Source organism: Sinorhizobium terangae, from assembly GCF_029714365.1.
Taxonomy (GTDB): Bacteria; Pseudomonadota; Alphaproteobacteria; order Rhizobiales; family Rhizobiaceae; genus Sinorhizobium; species Sinorhizobium terangae.
In genome coordinates, this window is the sequence record NZ_CP121659.1 from 2,772,501 (window position 1) to 2,791,481 (window position 18,981).

Annotated in this window: 18 protein-coding genes (1 of these 18 cut by a window edge); 4 read left to right on the top strand and 14 right to left on the bottom strand. The window is 62.2% G+C overall.

All coding sequences use genetic code 11. The features are described from left to right. Nucleotides 1–767, top strand: the end of a protein-coding gene (locus QA637_RS13230; protein ID WP_283061680.1) for a M23 family metallopeptidase. 1,189 nt of this gene lie to the left of the window's left edge; 767 of the gene's 1,956 nt are visible here — the last part of the coding sequence; the start codon falls outside the window, past its left edge; it ends in the stop codon at nucleotides 765–767. Nucleotides 768–831: 64 nt separating this feature from the next. On the opposite strand, the gene clpB is transcribed toward QA637_RS13230, so the two are convergent. The 6 genes from clpB to QA637_RS13260 form a co-directional block, all read right to left on the bottom strand. Then, on the bottom strand, nucleotides 832–3,438 hold the full coding sequence (gene clpB, locus QA637_RS13235; protein WP_153443279.1) for an ATP-dependent chaperone ClpB: 2,607 nt from the start codon (nucleotides 3,436–3,438) through the stop codon (nucleotides 832–834). Between the two features lie 430 nt (nucleotides 3,439–3,868). After that, nucleotides 3,869–4,513, bottom strand: a complete 645-nt coding sequence (locus QA637_RS13240) for a DUF4167 domain-containing protein (RefSeq protein WP_153443278.1) — start codon at nucleotides 4,511–4,513, stop codon at nucleotides 3,869–3,871. A gap of 333 nt (nucleotides 4,514–4,846) precedes the next feature. Beyond that, nucleotides 4,847–5,728, bottom strand: coding sequence for a peptide chain release factor N(5)-glutamine methyltransferase (gene prmC, locus QA637_RS13245; protein ID WP_153443277.1), 882 nt, complete (start codon nucleotides 5,726–5,728; stop codon nucleotides 4,847–4,849). A gap of 6 nt (nucleotides 5,729–5,734) precedes the next feature. Next, entirely contained in the window at nucleotides 5,735–6,817 is a 1,083-nt protein-coding gene (gene prfA / locus QA637_RS13250; protein WP_153443276.1) for a peptide chain release factor 1, read from the bottom strand. 170 nt (nucleotides 6,818–6,987) lie between these two features. Next, nucleotides 6,988–9,255 carry a phosphoenolpyruvate--protein phosphotransferase gene (ptsP, locus tag QA637_RS13255; protein ID WP_153443275.1) on the bottom strand — a complete coding sequence of 756 codons (2,268 nt, stop codon included), beginning with the start codon at nucleotides 9,253–9,255 and terminating at the stop codon, nucleotides 6,988–6,990. A gap of 92 nt (nucleotides 9,256–9,347) precedes the next feature. Continuing rightward, nucleotides 9,348–10,622 carry an aspartate kinase gene (locus tag QA637_RS13260; protein ID WP_153443274.1) on the bottom strand — a complete coding sequence of 425 codons (1,275 nt, stop codon included), beginning with the start codon at nucleotides 10,620–10,622 and terminating at the stop codon, nucleotides 9,348–9,350. Between the two features lie 580 nt (nucleotides 10,623–11,202). Between QA637_RS13260 and QA637_RS13265 the strand changes: the two genes are divergently transcribed. Then, nucleotides 11,203–12,732 (top strand): ABC-F family ATP-binding cassette domain-containing protein, encoded by a 1,530-nt coding sequence (locus QA637_RS13265; protein WP_153443273.1) that lies wholly within the window; start codon nucleotides 11,203–11,205, stop codon nucleotides 12,730–12,732. 58 nt (nucleotides 12,733–12,790) lie between these two features. On the opposite strand, the gene QA637_RS13270 is transcribed toward QA637_RS13265, so the two are convergent. Beyond that, nucleotides 12,791–13,336, bottom strand: a complete 546-nt coding sequence (locus tag QA637_RS13270) for a class I SAM-dependent methyltransferase (protein ID WP_153443272.1) — start codon at nucleotides 13,334–13,336, stop codon at nucleotides 12,791–12,793. A gap of 166 nt (nucleotides 13,337–13,502) precedes the next feature. Here QA637_RS13270 and ubiG point away from each other — a divergent pair, with 166 nt between their 5' ends. After that, nucleotides 13,503–14,249 carry a bifunctional 2-polyprenyl-6-hydroxyphenol methylase/3-demethylubiquinol 3-O-methyltransferase UbiG gene (ubiG, locus tag QA637_RS13275; protein WP_153443271.1) on the top strand — a complete coding sequence of 249 codons (747 nt, stop codon included), beginning with the start codon at nucleotides 13,503–13,505 and terminating at the stop codon, nucleotides 14,247–14,249. 25 nt (nucleotides 14,250–14,274) lie between these two features. Here the strand turns inward: ubiG and QA637_RS13280 are convergent, their stop codons facing one another. From QA637_RS13280 to QA637_RS13295, 4 genes are all read right to left on the bottom strand, one after another. After that, the gene (locus QA637_RS13280; protein WP_184108566.1) at nucleotides 14,275–14,703 is read right to left on the bottom strand and encodes a DUF1178 family protein; all 429 of its coding nucleotides are present in this window, start codon (nucleotides 14,701–14,703) and stop codon (nucleotides 14,275–14,277) included. Further along, the gene (locus tag QA637_RS13285) at nucleotides 14,700–15,557 is read right to left on the bottom strand and encodes a carbon-nitrogen hydrolase family protein (protein WP_283061691.1); all 858 of its coding nucleotides are present in this window, start codon (nucleotides 15,555–15,557) and stop codon (nucleotides 14,700–14,702) included. The genes QA637_RS13280 and QA637_RS13285 overlap by 4 nt, the downstream gene beginning before the upstream one ends. 68 nt (nucleotides 15,558–15,625) lie before the next feature. After that, nucleotides 15,626–15,883, bottom strand: coding sequence for a glutaredoxin 3 (gene grxC / locus QA637_RS13290; protein WP_153443286.1), 258 nt, complete (start codon nucleotides 15,881–15,883; stop codon nucleotides 15,626–15,628). A gap of 46 nt (nucleotides 15,884–15,929) precedes the next feature. Then, nucleotides 15,930–16,670 carry a ComF family protein gene (locus QA637_RS13295; RefSeq protein WP_283064965.1) on the bottom strand — a complete coding sequence of 247 codons (741 nt, stop codon included), beginning with the start codon at nucleotides 16,668–16,670 and terminating at the stop codon, nucleotides 15,930–15,932. Nucleotides 16,671–16,763: 93 nt separating this feature from the next. Here QA637_RS13295 and QA637_RS13300 point away from each other — a divergent pair, with 93 nt between their 5' ends. Continuing rightward, entirely contained in the window at nucleotides 16,764–17,651 is an 888-nt protein-coding gene (locus QA637_RS13300) for a methyltransferase domain-containing protein (protein WP_184108567.1), read from the top strand. Between the two features lie 94 nt (nucleotides 17,652–17,745). On the opposite strand, the gene QA637_RS13305 is transcribed toward QA637_RS13300, so the two are convergent. From QA637_RS13305 to QA637_RS13315, 3 genes are all read right to left on the bottom strand, one after another. After that, a complete protein-coding gene (locus tag QA637_RS13305; protein WP_153443267.1) occupies nucleotides 17,746–17,919 on the bottom strand; it encodes a Flp family type IVb pilin in 174 nt (57 codons plus the stop codon). A 90-nt stretch (nucleotides 17,920–18,009) separates the two neighbouring features. After that, a complete protein-coding gene (locus tag QA637_RS13310; RefSeq protein ID WP_153443266.1) occupies nucleotides 18,010–18,330 on the bottom strand; it encodes a hypothetical protein in 321 nt (106 codons plus the stop codon). Nucleotides 18,331–18,566: 236 nt separating this feature from the next. After that, complete coding sequence (locus QA637_RS13315) at nucleotides 18,567–18,980, bottom strand: (deoxy)nucleoside triphosphate pyrophosphohydrolase (RefSeq protein ID WP_153443265.1); 414 nt, start codon at nucleotides 18,978–18,980, stop codon at nucleotides 18,567–18,569. Between the last annotated feature and the right edge of the window lies 1 nt (nucleotide 18,981).

Here is an 18,981-nt window from a genome sequence, read left to right on the forward strand (position 1 = left end):
CCTACGGCATGAACTCCGACATGGTGGCCCTGGTGGTCAAGCTGTTGGCAAGCAATGTCGATTTCCAGGCGCAATTGAAGCCCACGGATTCGCTCGAGGCCTTCTTCTCGGTCACCGACGAAAGCGGGCTTGCGACGGAAGACTCCGAACTTCTCTACGTGAATGCAAAGTTCGGCGACGCGGAAACCCGGTTCTACCGTTTTCAGGATCCGGACGACAACTCGATCGACTACTTCGACAAGGACGGCAAGAGCATCCGCCAGTTCCTCTTGCGCAATCCCGTTCCGAACGGCCATTTCCGCTCCGGGTTCGGCATGCGCCGCCACCCGATCCTCGGCTTTTCGCGCATGCATACGGGTGTTGACTGGTCCGCGCCGCGTGGCACACCGATCATCGCCGCCGGTAACGGCACGGTCGAGAAAGCCGGCTGGGACTCCGGCGGCTACGGCAATCAGACGCTGATCCGCCACGCCAACGGCTACGTCTCGTCCTACAACCACCAGAGCGCGATCGCCAAGAGCGTCAAGCCGGGCGCCAAGGTCGTCCAGGGCCAGGTGATCGGCTGGGTCGGCACGACCGGGCTTTCGACCGGGCCGCACCTGCACTACGAGCTGATCGTCAACGGCAACAAGGTGGATCCCCTGCGCATCCGCCTGCCCGGCGGCAAGTCGCTCAAGGGAGAAGCGCTGGCGAAGTTCGAAAAGGAGCGCGAACGGATCGATGAACTCCTCGGCAAGGACGAGGGCAACGAGGTCGCGAGCAAGTAACGCTCACCGCTGTAATGCGAAAAGGCCGCCCCTCGGCGGCCTTTTCTGTTCTTGATGCTTCGCCTTACGCGGCTTCCTTCTCGGCGGAGGTCCCGCGCTTGAAGTTCAGCCGGTCGGAGCCGGCAAGAACCTTCACGACGGAACCGTCCGGGAACTCGCCCTGCAATATCCTCTCGGCCAGCGGATCCTGAACATATTTCTGGATCGCCCGCTTCAAGGGCCGCGCGCCGTAGGCGGGGTCGTAGCCCTTGTCAGCCAGGAAGGACCGCGCATCGTCCTCCAGTTCGATCGTGATCTTGCGATCGGCAAGCAGCTTGCGCAGCCTTTCGAGCTGGATATCGACGATCGCACCCATTTCCGAGCGGCGAAGCCGATGGAACAGGATGATCTCGTCGACGCGGTTCAAGAATTCCGGCCGGAAAGCGGCTCTCACCACTTCCATCACCTGATCGCGAACGGCATCGCTGTCCTCGTTCTCGCCGAGAGCGGTCAGGTATTCCGCACCGAGGTTCGAGGTCATGATGATCATCGTGTTCTTGAAGTCGACGGTGCGCCCCTGGCCATCGGTCAGGCGACCGTCGTCAAGCACCTGCAGGAGCACGTTGAAGACATCCGGATGGGCCTTCTCGATCTCGTCGAAGAGCACGACCTGGTAGGGCCGGCGGCGAACGGATTCCGTCAGCGCCCCGCCTTCCTCATAGCCGACATAGCCGGGAGGCGCACCGATCAGCCGGGCAACGGAGTGCTTCTCCATGTATTCCGACATGTCGATCCGCATCAGCGCCGTCTCGTCGTCGAAGAGGAACCGTGCAAGCGCCTTGGTCAGCTCCGTCTTGCCGACGCCGGTCGGCCCGAGGAAGATGAACGAGCCGATTGGCCGGTTCGGATCCTGGAGCCCGGCGCGAGAACGCCGGACCGCCCGCGAGACGGCCTGCACCGCATCGCCCTGGCCGACGACCCATTTTGCCAGTTCGTCTTCCATCCTGAGCAGCTTCTCGCGCTCGCCTTCGAGCATCTTGTCGACGGGAATGCCGGTCCAGCGCGAAACGACATGGGCGATGTTGTCGGGAGTGACCACCTCCTGCACCATCGCATTGGCGTTCGAACCGTCCTGGCTTTCCGCTTCGGCAAGCTCCTTCTCAAGCTTCGGGATCACCCCGTAGGCGAGTTCGCCCGCGCGCTGGAACTCACCTTTGCGCTGAACGATCTGAAGCTCGTTGCGTGCCTCGTCGAGCTGCTTCTTGAGATCGGCAGCTTGCCCGAGCTTCTGTTTCTCAGCCTGCCAGCGCGCCGTCAGCGCGGCAGCCTCTTCCTCTAGAGAAGCGAGGTCCAGCTCGAGTTTCGCGAGACGATCCTTGGAGGACGCGTCGGTCTCCTTCTTCAGGGCCTCGCGCTCGATCTTCAACTGAATGACACGCCGGTCGAGTTCGTCGAGTTCTTCCGGCTTGGAGTCAACCTGCATCCTGAGGCGCGACGCAGCCTCGTCCATCAAGTCGATCGCCTTGTCCGGCAGGAAACGGTCGGTGATGTAGCGGTTGGAAAGGGTAGCGGCGGCCACCAGCGCGGAATCCGAGATCCGCACTTTGTGGTGCTGTTCGTACTTCTCCTTGAGACCGCGCAGAATCGAGATCGTGTCCTCAACCGTCGGCTCGTCGACCATCACCGGCTGGAACCGTCGGGCAAGGGCCGCGTCCTTTTCGACATGCTTGCGATACTCGTCGAGCGTCGTCGCGCCGACGCAGTGCAGTTCGCCGCGAGCAAGCGCGGGCTTCAGGAGGTTCGAGGCATCCATCGCCCCGTCCGCCTTGCCGGCGCCGACAAGCGTGTGCATCTCGTCGATAAAGAGGATGATCTCGCCCTCCTCCGCGCGCACTTCGTTGAGCACGGCCTTCAGCCGCTCTTCGAACTCGCCGCGGAACTTGGCACCGGCAATCAGCGCGCCCATGTCGAGCGCCATGAGGCGTTTGTCCTTGAGGCTCTCCGGCACGTCGCCGTCGACGATGCGGAGCGCCAAGCCCTCGGCGATCGCCGTCTTGCCGACGCCCGGCTCGCCGATCAATACCGGATTGTTCTTCGTCCGGCGCGAAAGCACCTGGATCGTGCGACGGATTTCGTCGTCGCGGCCGATGACCGGGTCGAGCTTGCCGTCCCGCGCTTCTGCCGTCAGGTCGCGCGCGTATTTCTTAAGCGAGTCGAATCCCTGCTCGGCATTGGCGCTGTCTGCCGTACGCCCTTTGCGGATATCATTGATGACCTGGTTGAGCTTGGTCGGGGTGACGCCTGCCTTCGACAGGATCGATGCAGTGGCAGCGGAGCTTTCGATTGCCAGCGCCAGGAGCAGGCGCTCGACGGTCACGAAGCTGTCGCCGGCTTTTTTCGCGGCCTGTTCGGCTGCGGTGAAAACCTTGGCAAGCGGCTGTGACAGATAGACGGAACCATTGCCGCCGGAAACCTTCGGGAGCTTGGCCAGAGCCTGAACAGTTCCGGCTCGCGCCTCGCGTGCATCACCGCCGGCGCGCTCGATCAAAGAGGCGGCCATGCCCTGATCGTCGTCGAGCAATACCTTGAGGACGTGCTCGGGCGTGAACTGCTGGTGTCCCTCTGCCAGCGCATAGGTCTGCGCCGATTGCAGGAAACCGCGTACACGCTCGGAATATTTCTCGATATTCATTCTCTACCTCCATAGCCCGGCGAGCCCATCTTCGTGGCACTGGCCAGTGTTTCAGGATCAGGCTCCCGCATTCGGCAAGCCTGTTGCTTCAGCGCCGCGCGCCCTATCGGACGCGGTCTCTGACGCTTTGAAATGCCGCATAATTTTATCCTTGGATCGATTTCCATCTAAGGAATTATGCAGTGAAACCTCGTCGTCGCATTGCGCGTGATCAAGTCTTCGAAGCGGAATATGGGGCAGCGTTTTCAGAAATTAAAGGGCCGTCGCGAGAGGGGTTGGGGAAATCTCGATGGGCATGTGGAGCAACCCGGACCCGGCAGAAAGCATGGGGATCCGGCGAGCGAGCGACCGACATAAAAAACCCGGCCGCCAAGCAGCCGGGTTTTCAGCGATCCGTGGGCCGAGCCCGCAAATGCGACCGTAATCGCGCTTATTCCGAGGTAGCGAGCGCCGGTGCATCGCCGGCAGATTCGCCGGTCGACTGGGCGTCGTCCGATGCTTCCTCCTGCGTGCGGCGCGGCTGTCGGCGCGGGCGGCTGGCGCTGCGACGGCGAGAGGCCGGACGGCTGGACGCAGCCGCAGGCGTTTCCTCTTCCATTGCAACTTCGGCAGGTGTGCCTTCGATCACCGGCTGCGGCCCGGAACCGTCGATAATCGGCTGGGGTGCGCTCACCGAAGGCTGGGCTGCAATCGAGACCGGCGCTTCTTCGGCATAGACCTGATCCAGATCGTCCTGATCGCGATCGGCCACGTCTCTTTCCTGATAGTCCTGGCGCTCTTCGCGCTGGAAGCGATCCTGCATCTGTGCCTGGGCGGCTGCGATGATGCGGTTGTAGTGCTCGGCGTGCTGCAGGTAGTTCTCGGCCATGACGCGGTCGCCGGAGCTCTGGGCGTCGCGCGCAAGGGCGGCATACTTCTCGGCGATGTGCTGGGCCGTACCGCGAATCTTCACGTCGGGGCCGGAACTGTCGTAAGTCCGCGTAAGCGGATTGGATCCCTTACGATTGTGATTGTTGTTTCCGTTATTGTTGTTGTTTCGCCCACGGCCGCGCTTGTTTTGCTGTCCTGGCCTCATAGTACATTCACCCGAATTTTCTTGATAATGATGATCATGTGGTTCCGCATCCCGGCGGGATCTGTCCGCGCCCGGAAAAACACGCGCCGCAACAGACCGCATATTGCGATCTCGGCGCCGGCTGACGTCAAATTAACAGGTACCCGCACGAGGCACTGTCGAACCCTAGCAACTCTTTCTTGAGAGCAATCCCCGTGGCCAGGTCATACCGGAACGAATCTTTGGTCAATGACCTTCTGCCCAGTGCGCGGGGGCAAACTAGCCCGCTTCCTTTAGGATTCCAAGCCCTTTCTTTGCCCTTCGAGAAAAGAGATGCGCCGATGCAGCATTTTTTCAACGATCGCTGCCGCATTCTCCGTCGCGCTTGAATACAAGGACCCGGTCGTTGCCGCCAAGATCCTTCGCGCTATCATGCAAGCGAAACCCTTGCGCCACGAACAGCGCCGTTACCGCCTGCTTTTGATCGAAACCGATTTCCAAGCCGATTACGCCGTCTGTTTCAAGATGACGATCGGCGTGAAGGGCGATGGCACGATAGGCATTAAGTCCGTCGTCTCCGCCATCAAGAGCAGCGGCCGGATCATGCAATTTCACTTCCGGCTCAAGCTCATCGACGATTCTGGACCGGATATAAGGCGGATTTGAGACGACCACATCGAACCGCCCATCGACCTTATCGAACCAGTTGCTCCGAAGCGTCTGGAAGCGTGCAGAAAGACCGTTGCGCTCTGCGTTGTCACGCGCCGTTGCCAGGGCGTCTTCCGATATATCGGTACCGAGACCGCGCGCTTCAAGTACCTGATGAAGAATCGCGAGACAGATCGCTCCCGTTCCGGTGCCTAGATCAACGATCCGGCAGGACCCCTTTCTGGCGGCAATCCGCCGCATATGTGGGATCATGCAATCAACCAGCGTCTCTGTGTCAGGTCGCGGTTCGAGCGTGTCCTTCGAGAGCTTGAAGGTCAGTCCGTAAAATTCTCTTTCGCCCAGGATGCGGTAGACCGGCTCACGCGCTGCGCGACGGGCGACCGCGGCGCGGATACGCGCGGCCATGGCGTCATCGACCGTCTCCCCTCCACGTGTCATCAACGCCGCAAGCGAAAGCCCGAGCAGCCCGGAAATCAGATGACGTGCATCGAGCGCCGCCGTCTCGATACCCGCGGCCTTCAGCCGGTCGCGGCTCTCGGCAAGAAGGCGGTCGAGCGTCTCAGCCATTGCGGCTCAGCCCTGCTGCTCGCCGAGCAGCGCGAGTTGGCTCGCCTGATGATCCGCCAGCAGCGCATCCACGACCTCGTCGATCTCGCCTTCCATCATCCGGTCGAGCTTGTAGAGCGTCAGGTTGATGCGATGATCCGTGATGCGGCCCTGCGGGAAATTATAGGTGCGGATGCGCTCCGAGCGGTCGCCGGAACCCACCTGGCTCCTGCGATCGGCCGACCGCTCGCTGTCGGCACGCTGGCGCTCCATGTCGAAGAGCCGCGAACGCAGCACCTGCATCGCCTTGGCGCGGTTCTGATGCTGCGATTTTTCCGAACTGGTGACGACGATGCCTGTTGGAATATGCGTGATGCGGACCGCCGAGTCGGTGGTATTGACGTGCTGGCCGCCGGCGCCGGAAGACCGCATCGTATCGATTCGGATATCCTCGGGCCGGATATCAATGTCGATCTCCTCCGCCTCGGGCAGAACCGCCACCGTCGCGGCGGAGGTGTGGATGCGCCCGCTCGCCTCGGTCTCCGGCACGCGCTGGACCCGGTGAACGCCGGATTCGAACTTCAATCGCGAGAAAACGCCGCGGCCTGACACGGTGGCGATGATTTCCTTGTAGCCGCCAGCCTCGCCTTCACTTGCGGAAAGGACCTCGACACGCCAGCCCTTGGTCGAGGCATAGCGCTCGTACATCCGGAAAAGATCGCCGGCGAAGAGCGCCGCCTCCGAGCCGCCCGTACCGGCGCGGATTTCAAGGATCGCGCTTTTTTCGTCGGCCGCATCCTTCGGCAGCAGCAGGATCTGAATCTCCTGCTCGAGCGCTTCGATCTGCTCTTCGACCTCGGGCTTTTCCATCTCCGCGAGGTCGCGCATCTCTTTGTCCGTTGTCCGGTCGGCAAGCATGGCGTTGATGTCGGCAAGCTCAGCCGTGGTCTTTTCGTAGGCGCGGATCTTCGTCACGACCGGCTGCAGCTCGGAATATTCCGAGGCCAGTTTCACATAGACGTCTGCTGCCGGACCGGCCGACATGCGAGCTTCGATTTCACCGAACCGGCGCTCCAGTTCGCGCATCTTTTCAACGGGAAGATTTGCCAAATGTAACTCCAAATGCGTTCGCCCCGCCCGGGTCCATCCGGGCGTGGCTGCTGCATGGTTCCTAAAATCGGAATCGATTTAAGGACAAAATCATGCAGCAACTCAAAGCCCTACAGCGACCTTTGCGCGTCTGATTGGACGCGTGGCGCTATAAGGCGCTTCAATCCTGTCTAAACCGGTATGCCGTTCGCCGCTGCGAAATCGACAAGGAGCTGCCGAACGGACGTTTGGGATTTCACGTCGTCGAGCGCAGCTTCCAGGATCTCGGCCAGCTTGCCGGCATCGAGCGCCAAAAGCATCGCCTTGACCGGCCCGACTGCAGTCGGCGACATCGACACCGAGCGGAAGCCGAGGCCAAGCAGCGCCATCGCCGACAACGGCTTGCTCGCCATTTCGCCGCAGAGCGTGACCGGCGTGTCATTGCGCTCGCCGGCCCGCACGATATCACGCAGGATGCGCAGGAATGGCCGATCGAGAATGTCGAAACGATCGGACACACGCGCGTTGCCGCGGTCGACGGCCATCGCGAACTGGAACAGGTCGTTCGAACCGACGGAAACGAAATCCACCTCCGACATCAGCTCATCGAGCTGCCACATCAGGGCCGGAACTTCCAGCATCGCGCCGAACTGCAGCTTGCGCGGCAACTGCTCGCCAAGCTTCGACTGGCGCTCGATCTCCTTCTGCAAAAGCTCGCGCGCCAACTTGAGCTCGGAGACTTCCGTCACCATCGGCAGCATCAGCTTGAGTTCGGCGCCGGCGGCCGCTCTCAGCATCGCCCTCAACTGCGTGCGCAGAAGTCCGGGTCGGTCGAGCGAAAGCCGGATCGCGCGCCAGCCGAGCGCCGGATTTTCCTCTTCCGCCGCGCGGAAATAGGGTACGACCTTGTCGCCACCGATGTCGAGCGTGCGGAAGGTCACCGGCTTGCCGCCCGTTTGCTTCAGCACGTTGCGATAGAAGGCCTCCTGTTCCTCGGCCTTCGGCATGGTCGAAGCGATCATGAATTGCAGCTCTGTGCGGAAAAGCCCGATGCCTTCCGCCCCCGCCTCGTTCAGATGCGGCAGATCGACCAGCAGGCCGGCGTTCATCTGCAGCGTAATGCGCTTGCCATCTTTCGTCAGCGGCTCGACATCCTTCAGCGCGCGAAACTGGGCTTGCCGGCGGGCGCGGAACCGTACCTTCTCCTCATAGGCCCGTTGCAGGTCGGCCAACGGCCGCAAATGCACCTTCGCGTCGTCACCGTCGACGATGATTGCGTCACGGTTCTCGGCAAGCGCCACCGCACCTGCCGCCTGGCCGACGACCGGGATCCCCATGGCTCGGGCGACGATCACTACATGGCTCGTGACCGCGCCCTCTTCAAGGACCAAGCCGCGCACTCTCTCTCGCGGATAGTCGAGCAGTTCCGCCGCACCCATGGCGCGGGCGACGATGATCGCGTCATTCGGGAAGTCGGCTGCCGAAAGCTTGGCGCCATAGCCGGAAAGCTGGCGTAGCAGCCGGTTGGCAAGGTCGTCGAAATCGTGCATCCGCTCGCGGAGATAGGGGTCCGTCAGCCGGATCATCCGCGCCTTGGTCTCGCTCTGAACCCGTTCGACGGCCGCTTCCGCCGTCAGGCCGTTGCGGATCGCTTCTTCAAGCTTCCTTACCCAGCCACGATCATGGGCGAACATGCGATAGGTTTCGAGCACCGCCCGGTGCTCGCCCTCCATCGACACCTCACGGCGCGACAGCATGTCGTCGATGGAGATACGCAGGGAACCAAGCGCCTCCGCAAGTCGCTGCAACTCCTGTTCGGTATCCTCATTGAGCAGGTTCGTGACGACGATCCTCGGCTCGTGCAGCACGACGTAACCGAGACCTATGCCTTCGCCAAAACTGTTGCCTTCGATCGAGACCGGGCGTGAAAGATCGAGTTCGAGCCCCGGCTTGGTGATCTTCTTCAATTCGCCGGTCGCAACCATCTCGGCGAGAACCATCGCCGTGGTCTCGAGCGCCTCGACCTCGTCCTCGCGATAATTGCGCATCGCCTTGTTCTGCACGACGAGAACGCCAAGCGCGCGCCCCGTGCGCAGGATCGGCACGCCAAGGAAGGAGTGGTAGATCTCTTCGCCCGTCTCCGGCAGGTAGGTGAAGGCCGGATGCGACTGCGCGTCGGAAAGGTTGAGCGGCCGTGCGGAGGCGGCGATGGTGCCGACGAGACCTTGCCCCATCTTCAACTGCGCCAGGTGGACGGCGGTCTTGTTCAGGCCTTCGGTGGCATAAAGTTCGAGCACGCCGTCGGAACGCAATACGTAGACGGAGCACACTTCCGCGACCATGTTCTGTGCGATCTGGCGCACGATCCGGTCCAGGCGCTCTTGCGGCTCGAGCGGTTCCGCCATGAGCTCGCGCAACCGCTTGAGGAGAACGCGCGGACCTGCGGAAAGGTCTCTCATCGCGTAAGGTCTCCAGAATAAGAATTACCGACGACATACATCTGGACCCGCGGCCTTTCGAGCCGTGAATCCCAAATCGAAATGTCTGCTAATTAACTCTTATCCAGACCGTAGGCGGAATGCAAAGTGCGAACCGCCAATTCCGCATATGGACCGTCGATCAGAATGGATATCTTGATCTCGGAGGTGGTGATCGCCTTGATGTTGATCCCCTTCTCGGCAAGCGCCCGGAAGGCGGATGCGGCGACGCCCGCATGGCTGCGCATGCCGATACCGATCACCGAGACCTTGACCAGGCCGGATTCGGACTGGGCGACATCGTAGCCGATCTTTTCCTTGTTGTCGGAAAGCACCTTGAGCGCCTTGTCGACATCGCCCGAAGGGACGGTGAAGGTCATGTCCGTCTTCGAGCCGTCTTCCGAGATGTTCTGGACGATCATGTCGACGTTGATATGGGCTTCTGCCAGGGGACCGAAGATCGCGGCGGAAACGCCCGGCCGGTCTGCCAGACGGCGCAGCGAAATCTGGGCTTCATCCTTGGCATAGGCAATGCCGGTTACGACTTCCTGTTCCACGATCTCATCCTCATCACAAATCAGCGTTCCGGGCGGGTTCAGAAGGTCACCCATGCCCGGCGCATCGGGATCCTCGAAAGAAGAGCGCACGAACGTGCGAACCTTGTGCACCATGGCGAGCTCGACCGAGCGCACCTGCAACACCTTGGCGCCGAGCGAGGCCATTTCCAACATTTCCTCGAAGGCGATTTTCTTCAGCCGCCGCGCCTTGGGCTCGATGCGCGGATCGGTCGTGTAGACGCCATCGACATCGGTGTAGATGTCGCAGCGGTCGGCCTTAACGGCGGCGGCGATCGCAACCGCCGAAGTGTCGGAGCCGCCGCGCCCGAGTGTGGCCAGCCGGTTGTCTGGGCCAAGGCCCTGGAAGCCGGCGATCACCGCCACCTGGCCCTCGCCCATCCGCCGGATGATGTCGGCTCCTTCGATATCGAGGATGCGGGCAGCGCCGTGGGCGTTGTCGGTCTTGATCGGGATCTGCCAACCCTGCCAGGAGCGCGCGTTGATGTTCATGGATTGCAGCGCGATCGCAAGCAGACCGGAGGTGACCTGCTCACCGGAGGCAACGACCGCATCGTATTCGCGCGCGTCGTAAAACGGGGCGTTCGAACCGGCGACCTTCGGCATGTTTTCGACCCAGCCGACCAGTTCGTTGGTCTTGCCGGACATGGCGGAAACGACGACGGCGACCTCGTGGCCGGCATCGACCTCACGTTTCACATGGCGGGCGACATTGTAGATGCGTTCCAAATTTGCGACGGACGTTCCGCCGAATTTCATCACGATGCGTGCCATTTCGCCTCTACCGGTACCGATGTTTGCGCGCGAGCGCGCGACAGGGAAAGCGTCCCCGCCGGCGCCTGTCGATCAAAAAAGCTTGGGACTTCTCGGACATCGGCCAGTCACCGCTACGGGGAGTGGAAAGTCGCGGCGTCTCTTAGCGGATCAACGGGCGACGTGCAATGGCAAGGCGACGGAATGGCGTTGTTACAATCCGTGTTGGAACCGTCCTGCCGATCCCTCGTCTCGCCATGGTTGCAAGACTTTGTGCGCGATGCTATCAAGGCACCGCAACTCAAGTGATGAAGGGAGGGCTGCGCGTGATCACATACTTCCGGCACCACCGCCAGCGTGGCCCCGTCTCCGCCCTGCAAATGCGTTTGCAGGGCTGACCAGAGACTGAACCTCATTCTCATCGTTTCCTGGTCTGCCCAGTCGTCGTGCGGAGCCGAACCAAAGGGTTTTTTGGCGCCGCTCATCGTCACCAAACCGGGTCGAATGGCCCGAGCAACGCGCTGGCGTTCGCATCCGGCCACCCCGCAACCAATCAATTATCGGAAGCGGGAGCACAGCTCGGGCAGTCCAGAGAACGACAATGGCCTTGATCAATGTAAAGAACCTCGGCGTCACCTTGGGTGCGCCGCTCTTCTCGAACCTCAACCTTTCGGTCGCAGCCGGCGACCGTATCGGCATCGTCGCCGCCAACGGCCGGGGAAAGTCCACGCTTTTGAAATGCATCGCAGGCGGGCTTGATCCGACCGCCGGCGAAATCACGCGCTCGCGTGGCCTCACTGTCGGCCACGTCGAGCAAGCGGTGCCGTCCGCCATCTTGGGCAAGTCATTCTACGAAGCGGTGCTCGAGGCGTTGCCGGAGGAACAGGCGGAAACAGAAAGCTGGCGAGTCGACGTCACGCTGGATTCGATCGACGTTCCCACGGAGCTTCGCGAGCGGCCGATCGCTGAGCTCAGCGGCGGCTGGCAGAGGCTTGCGCTTCTCGCTCGCGTCTCGGTCACCGATCCGGACGCGCTGCTGCTCGACGAACCGACGAACCACCTCGACCTCGCCAAGATCATGCGGCTGGAAACCTGGCTCAACAGCCTCCCCCGCGACGTTCCCGTGCTGATCTCCAGCCATGACCGCGCCTTTCTCGATGCAACAACCAACCGCACGCTGTTTCTGCGTCCTGAGCAGTCTCAGGTGTTTTCGCTTCCCTATTCGCGCGCCCGCAGCGCGCTAGACGAGATCGATGCCTCGGATGAGCGGCGTTATCAGAAGGAGATGAAGACGGCCCAGCAGTTGCGCCGGCAGGCGGCCAAGCTCAACAATATCGGCATCAACTCCGGTAGCGATCTCCTGACCGTCAAGACGAAGCAGTTGCGCCAGCGGGCGGAGCGTCTGGAAGACGCGGCGCGGCCGGGCTTTCAAGAACGATCATCCGGGGCGATCCGGCTTGCCAACCGCGGCACGCACGCAAAGACCCTGCTGACGCTTGACAGTGTGTCCGTGGAGGCGCCTGGCGGACGTCTGCTCTTCAAGACAGGCAAGCTCTGGATCTGCCAGGGCGACCGCATTGTGCTGCTCGGGCGCAACGGGGCCGGAAAATCCCGTTTCGTCGACCTGATCAGAACGGCGGTATCCGGATCGGGCCACGCCTCGGAAAGCATCAAGTCAACGCCGTCTGTCGTGCTCGGCTACAGTGATCAGGCCCTTGCTGGCCTGCCGGATGAGGACACGCCGCTTGCAGCCCTCGGCCGGCGATTCGAGATCGGCGATCAAAGGGCACGCGCCCTGCTTGCGGGCGCCGGCCTTGGCATCGACCTCCAGACGCGCCCGATCGGCGCTCTTTCGGGCGGGCAGAAGTCGAGGCTTGCGATGCTTATCCTGAGGCTCACCAATCCGAATTTCTACCTGCTCGACGAACCGACCAACCATCTGGACATCGATGGACAGGAGGCGCTGGAATCGGAATTGATGGCCAACGAGGCGACCTGCCTACTCGTCTCCCACGATCGCAGCTTCGTGCGCGCCGTCGGCAATCGCTTCTGGCAGATCGAAAACCGGCGGCTCGTCGAGATCGAGGGGCCGGAGGATTTCTTTGCCTCCGCGGCAGCGAGTCCGACGTAAAGCAGCGCCACCGATGCAGCACTCCGCCGCTGGCGGGGTGCTGCGAACACAACTTACCTCACCGCTTCGGTTCGTCGGCAACGGCAACCCGCTTCGGTGGAACAGCGATGACGCAGGCGACGTCGCAACCGTCAAACCTGCGCGTTAGCACTGCTGCCACCGTCCAGGCATTACGCCTTATGCCCGCCTCAAGTCGCCGAGCAACATCGGCGGCGCTGCGGGATGGCTCGTCGTGGAAAAGAAAGAGCCGCCCCGCCGGAGAAAGGTGCCGCGCCAGAACCTCAAGCTCGCGCACGGGGCCGTTGCGCGCGAAAACGCCGACGCGCAGGGCGAAGGCTTTATCGAAACGCGCCTCGCCGAAATCCGCAGAGGCAAGCTCGGCCGCATGAAACTGCACGCGGCCGGCGGCGAGATGAACCGCATTTCGCCGCTTTGCCGCCGCGATCATCGTCGCCGAGCGGTCGACGGCGACGATATGGCCATCGGTCAGCCTGTCGCAAACCATCGTCACCGCGACCCCGTGGCCGCAACCGATTTCGAGGATCCGCTCGGACGCGCGCGGCGCCAGAACGTCGACCGCCCAGCCTATCCTGTCATTCGGCATGGCCACCTCCTCGTCCCGCCATCACTTCCGCCTTAGCACTGTACGGCCACTGGCGGTTGACTCGCCCCTTGACATCGCCCTTCGATCGTCCGACTTCACGATCAGAATGGCGAAATTTCGAGCGGGTCGAACCTTATCCGCCGAGGCGAAATGCAAGGAGGCTCTGATGAGCGAGACGGCACGCACCACGATCGATCAGAGCGAGGTGGATCGGTTTTCCGCGATGGCGGCCGAATGGTGGGATCCGACCGGCAAGTTCCGTCCGCTGCACAAGTTCAATCCGGTGCGCCTTGCCTATATCCGCGACAAGGTGTCAGAGCATTTCGGCCGCGATCCCAAGGGTCCGCAGCCGCTCAAGGGCCTGCGGCTGCTCGACATCGGCTGCGGCGGCGGCCTGCTCTCCGAGCCGATGGCGCGCATGGGTGCGAATGTCCTCGGCGCCGACGCATCGGAAAAGAATATCGGCATCGCCAGGACCCACGCGGCCGGAAGCGGCGTTTCCGTCGACTACCGCGCAGTCACCGCGGAGGCGCTCGCCGAGGCCGGCGAAAGCTTCGACGTCGTCCTCAACATGGAGGTGGTGGAACATGTCGCAGACGTCGATTTCTTCATCACCACCTGCGCCCACATGGTGCGGCCGGGTGGGCTGATGTTCATAGCCACCATCAACCGTACCGTGAAAGCCGCCGCGCTGGCGATTTTCGCCGCGGAAAACCTGTTGCGCTGGCTCCCGCGCGGCACCCACCAGTACGAGAAGCTGGTTCGTCCGGAAGAGCTGGAAAGGCCGCTCGAGGCAAGCGGCATGGAAATCACCGACCGAACCGGCGTGTTCTTCAATCCGCTCGCCAATCAATGGAACTTGTCTAAGGATATGGACGTCAACTACATGATCGTCGCCAGGCGTCCGCTCTGACTTACCGGCACCGCTGAGACCGACTTCAGTTCGCATCATCCGGCAGCACCGGTAGAGGTGCGATCTCGATACCTTCTTCCAGAAGCGCCATCGCCTCTTCCGCGCTAGCCTTGCCGATCAGCCCGCGCTGCTCGGCCTCGCCATAGTGGATCTTGCGCGCCTCTTCCGGGAAACGTTCGCCGACATCCTCGGCATTCTCGCGGATCGAATTGACCAGGTCGCGGATCTTGGCGATCGTTTCTTTCTGGGCGCGATCCATCACCAGCGCGCGCGTCGCCTCCTTCTTGCGTGCTGTCGACACCGACGGCGCCATCAGCTGCTTGCTGACGGAGTGAGAGCCGCAAGCGGGACATGCGACCAGACGCCGCTCGACCTGCGAATCGAAGTCGTCGCTCGACGCGAACCAGCCTTCGAAATCATGGCCATTATCACACGAAAGGTTGTAACGGATCACGCTGCAACGCCCCCTTTCCCGTTCGGCGTCACCTCGTCCAGCACGAAACTGCGGGCATTCTTGAGATTGGGTATTTTGGCGCGCGCGCCATGCACCGCGGCGGTGTCGATATCGGCTATGATGATCCCCTCTCCGGTCGGGCCTGCCTCGGCGAGCACGCGACCCCACGGGTCGACAATCATCGAATGACCGAAAGTTTCACGACCATCCTCGTGCTTTCCAGCCTGCGCGGCGGCGATGACGAAAACGCCGTTCTCGATGGCGCGGGCACGCAGCAGGATCTCCCAATGCGCCTCGCCGGTCTGCTTGGTGAAGGCCGCCGGCACGGACATGATCTCGGCGCCGGCAACGGCCTGCTGACGGAAAAGCTCAGGGAAGCGAACGTCGTAACAGATGGAAAAGCCCAGTTTGCCGAACGCAAGATCGGCGACACGGGCCGTGGTGCCGGGTCGATACGCCGCACTCTCTCGCCAGCTTTCGCCATTCTCCAGATCCACGTCGAACATGTGGATCTTGTCGTAGTCGCAGATCCTGCCCCCGTCCGGCCCGAAGAGGAAGCCGCGATTGGCGATCTTGCCGTCGGAAAGGGCGATCGGCGTCGAGCCGATATGAAGATAGACGCCGAGCTCACCGGCAAGGGCTGAGGCCGCGCGCACGACGATGTCGTTCGCCTCGTCCTTCAGCACGGAACGAAGCCCTGCCCGATCGCGCTGGATGGCGCCGGTCATTTCCGGGGTCTGGATATAGGTCGCGCCTTGAGCGGCCGCCTCGCGCACAAGCTTCGCCATCGTCTCCACGTTTCTTGCGGGATCGACGCCGGAGCACATCTGGACGGCAGCAGCTTTGAAACTCATCTTTCTTCTCTCCGTAGCCACCTTCACGCACGCCAAGGGGTCGTGCGCGATGGCCGCGCGTCAAACCTCTAGGCTACGAGCATCTCATCGAGCTTGCCAGCCCGGTCGAGCGCATGCAGGTCGTCACAACCACCGACGTGTAGGCCGTTGATGAAGATCTGCGGGAAAGTCGTGCCGCCGTTGGACTTTTCGATCATCGTCTGGCGCAGGCCCGGATCATGGGTCGCGTCATGCTCGACGAAGGTGACGCCTTTGGTTTCGAGAAGTTTCTTCGCTGCCGAGCAATACCCGCAGAACTGACGCGTATAAATGACGACCGAAGCCATATTGTTGAACCGTTCCTTCACCAGCACGACGCCGGATATCTGATTGTCATATAGGACCGGACATGGCTCTTGCAAAGGTCAAGACCGTGACATCTCCAGCCCCCGCCCGCTTCAGCGCACGGGTGGCGGCCGAGACGGTTGCACCGGTCGTATATACATCGTCGACGAGTATAATTCTTTTCCCGCTGAGACCCGGCCTGCCGCTTTCAGGGACGACGAAAGCGCCGCGAACATTTTCCTCACGCGCCCGGGCGCCGAGACCGACCTGCCGGCTGGTGCGCTTGATGCGGCGGAGCACGTCCGGTCGATAGGGTTTTCCCGCGTGACCCGCGATCACACGGGCGAGTTCGGCGGCCTGGTTGAACTTTCGCCGCCAGAGGCGGAATGCATGGAGCGGAACCGGTACGATCATGTCGGCAGCCGCGACCGCGCCGTCGCTCGCACGGATCATCCATTCGCCCATCATCGGCGCCAGATCGGTGCGGTCGCGGTATTTCAAGCCGTGGACGAGATCGCGCACGACACCGTCGTGGATCGCGACCGAGCGGAGCCGGTCGAAGACGGGCGGATCGGCGATGGCTTCGGGGGAGAGGGAACCCGGTCCGGGATCAAAGGCAAAGGGGAGCCCGAGGATCTCGCAATAGGGTCGCTCGATCAGCCGCAGACCGGACCAGCAGGCCGGGCATACGGCATGATGATCGCCCGTCAGCCGACCGCAGCCGCAGCAGACCGGTGGAAAGACGATGCGACGGCTTCGCTCCCGAGGCGGCGCAACAGCGCCGTCCATCGCAAGGCCCGATTTCGCCATCCTTCCGGCTCCATATGGTTGACTTTGTCCACTTCAGGGTTTCTTTGCATCCGTGATTTCGGAGAGAGTATCGTGGAAATCATCTTTGACCAGAGCCTCGTCGAGGCGCACCGCCACAGGGCCCTCATCAACGGCGACCAGAAGGCAACCTTCCTGCTCGATATCGTGGCGCAAGAGCTCGCCGAGCGCGTCAGCGTCGTTGAACGGCATTTCGACCGGGCAATGGAATTGCATGGTTACACCGGCCCCACGGCCCGCTGTCTTGCAGCGACGGGCAAGGTCGGAATCATCGAGCGGGTGGAAACGGAGGAAGGCTTCGGCTCCGGCGACCGACCTGTCACGGTCGCCCCACTCGAGCAGATTCCCGCGGCACCGGAATCGCTCAACCTTCTCGTGTCACCGCTTTCGCTGCATCTCACAAACGATACGCCGGGCGTCTTCATCCAGGCTCGTCGCGTGTTGAAGCCGGATGGCCTGTTCCTCGCGGCGATCCCGGGCAACGGCACGTTGCAGGAGCTTCGCGAGTCGCTTCTCACCGCCGAGGCCGAACTGACCGGCGGGGCGAGCCCAAGGGTCATTCCCTTTGCCGACGTCCGCGAAATGGGTGCGCTCCTGCAGCGGGCAGGCTTTGCCCTGCCGGTCGCGGACGCCGAAACCTACACGGTCCGCTACGATTCGCTTTTCGGATTGCTGAAGGACCTGAGGGCCATGGGCATGGCCAACCCGCTGACGGCCCGCAGTCGCGTGCCGGTTTCCAGGCGGTTCTTCCTGAGGGCAGCCGAGATCTATGCGGAACGCTTCTCTGACCCCGATGGCCGCATCCGCGCGACGTTCTCGGTCATCTATGTTTCCGGTTGGGCACCGCACGAGAGCCAGCAAAAGCCGTTACGACCCGGTTCCGCGAAGCAAAGGCTTTCCGAAGCGCTCGGAGTCAACGAACATCCGTTGAAAGAAAAATAGACGACACTACAGCGCCGCGCGTCCTATCAGGCGCAAAGCACACTGTAGCACTTTGAATCCCGGGACGTGGCCTTTCGGCGCCTTCGGCGCCTACTCACCCCCAGGCCGACTCCACCGTGTCCGACACGTGATTGAAGAGGCCGAGCAGCGAATCGGAGAGACTCTCCAGCCCGATCAGCAGACCGACGGAAATAAGCGCGGCGACGAGGCCGTATTCGATGGCTGTGGCGCCGTCTCTGCTACGAATGAAGCTTGCGAACTTGGCCATGCACCCTTCCCCCGTTTTGCCCGTTCCGGAGCGGGAAATGCCGGCCTGCAGCGCCATGCGTCTTCTCACACGCACAAAGCTCGCTGCAACTCAGCATCCGCTTTTGCTGCCGTCCGCGTCGATGATGCAGACGGCGCCCGGCATTTCCTGCAGCACGCTGCGGCGCACCGTGTAGCGCCTGCTGGTACCGTTGGAAGGAATCGAGCCGGTCGAAATATTGTCGTAGCCCATTGGCGTATTTGCCAGCATGCGCCTGTCCGCCTTTGACGACAGCATCGGCGTGAGGATCATCGTCAGCGCAATCACCGCCGTTCCGAACAGCAGCGACAGATTGAGCACGCCCGTCCGACGGGCCTGGCTCGCCGCCAGATCCTTGTCCTGAACTGTCCTCCAGAAATCTTCGTCCACCATCCCAGCCTCGCAAACACGTAAAGAGCGGCGGGCGAAGCACCCTTCCCAAGCCTCGACCTGACCACACCTGCTCGAAACCGGAGCCACGCCTTAAGCCGGCAGGCACCGAAACTGATGGCCCTATCATGCCGCCAGGGTGATAAACTTTTGATTAATAAAGTTCGAGATTTCCGGTAGATTCGCGTCCCGGGAGGGAAACAATCAGGCCAGACGCAACCGCGTGCGCCTTTTCAGGATCAGAGCAAATCCATCAGAAACGGGATCAGCGGTTCATCCGCCGGAGGCATCGGATAGTCGCGCAGCGCTTTCGGTCGCACCCACTTGATCGTCTGGCCCTCGCGCCCCTCGGCAAAGCCCTCGTATCGCCGGCATACATAGAGCGGCATCAGCAGATGGAAATCGTCATAGCTGTGGCTCGCGAAGGTGAGCGGCGCAAGGCATGCGACCTTGGTGCGGATGCCGAGTTCCTCCTCCAGCTCACGGATCAGCGTCGCCTCGGGCGTTTCACCAGGCTCCACCTTGCCGCCGGGAAACTCCCAAAGCCCGGCAAGCGGCTTTCCCCCCGGACGCTGCGCCAGGAGAATGCGGCCATCGGAATCGACCAGAGCGCAGGCCGCAACCAGCACGATCTTCTTTTCCTGCACATCCATG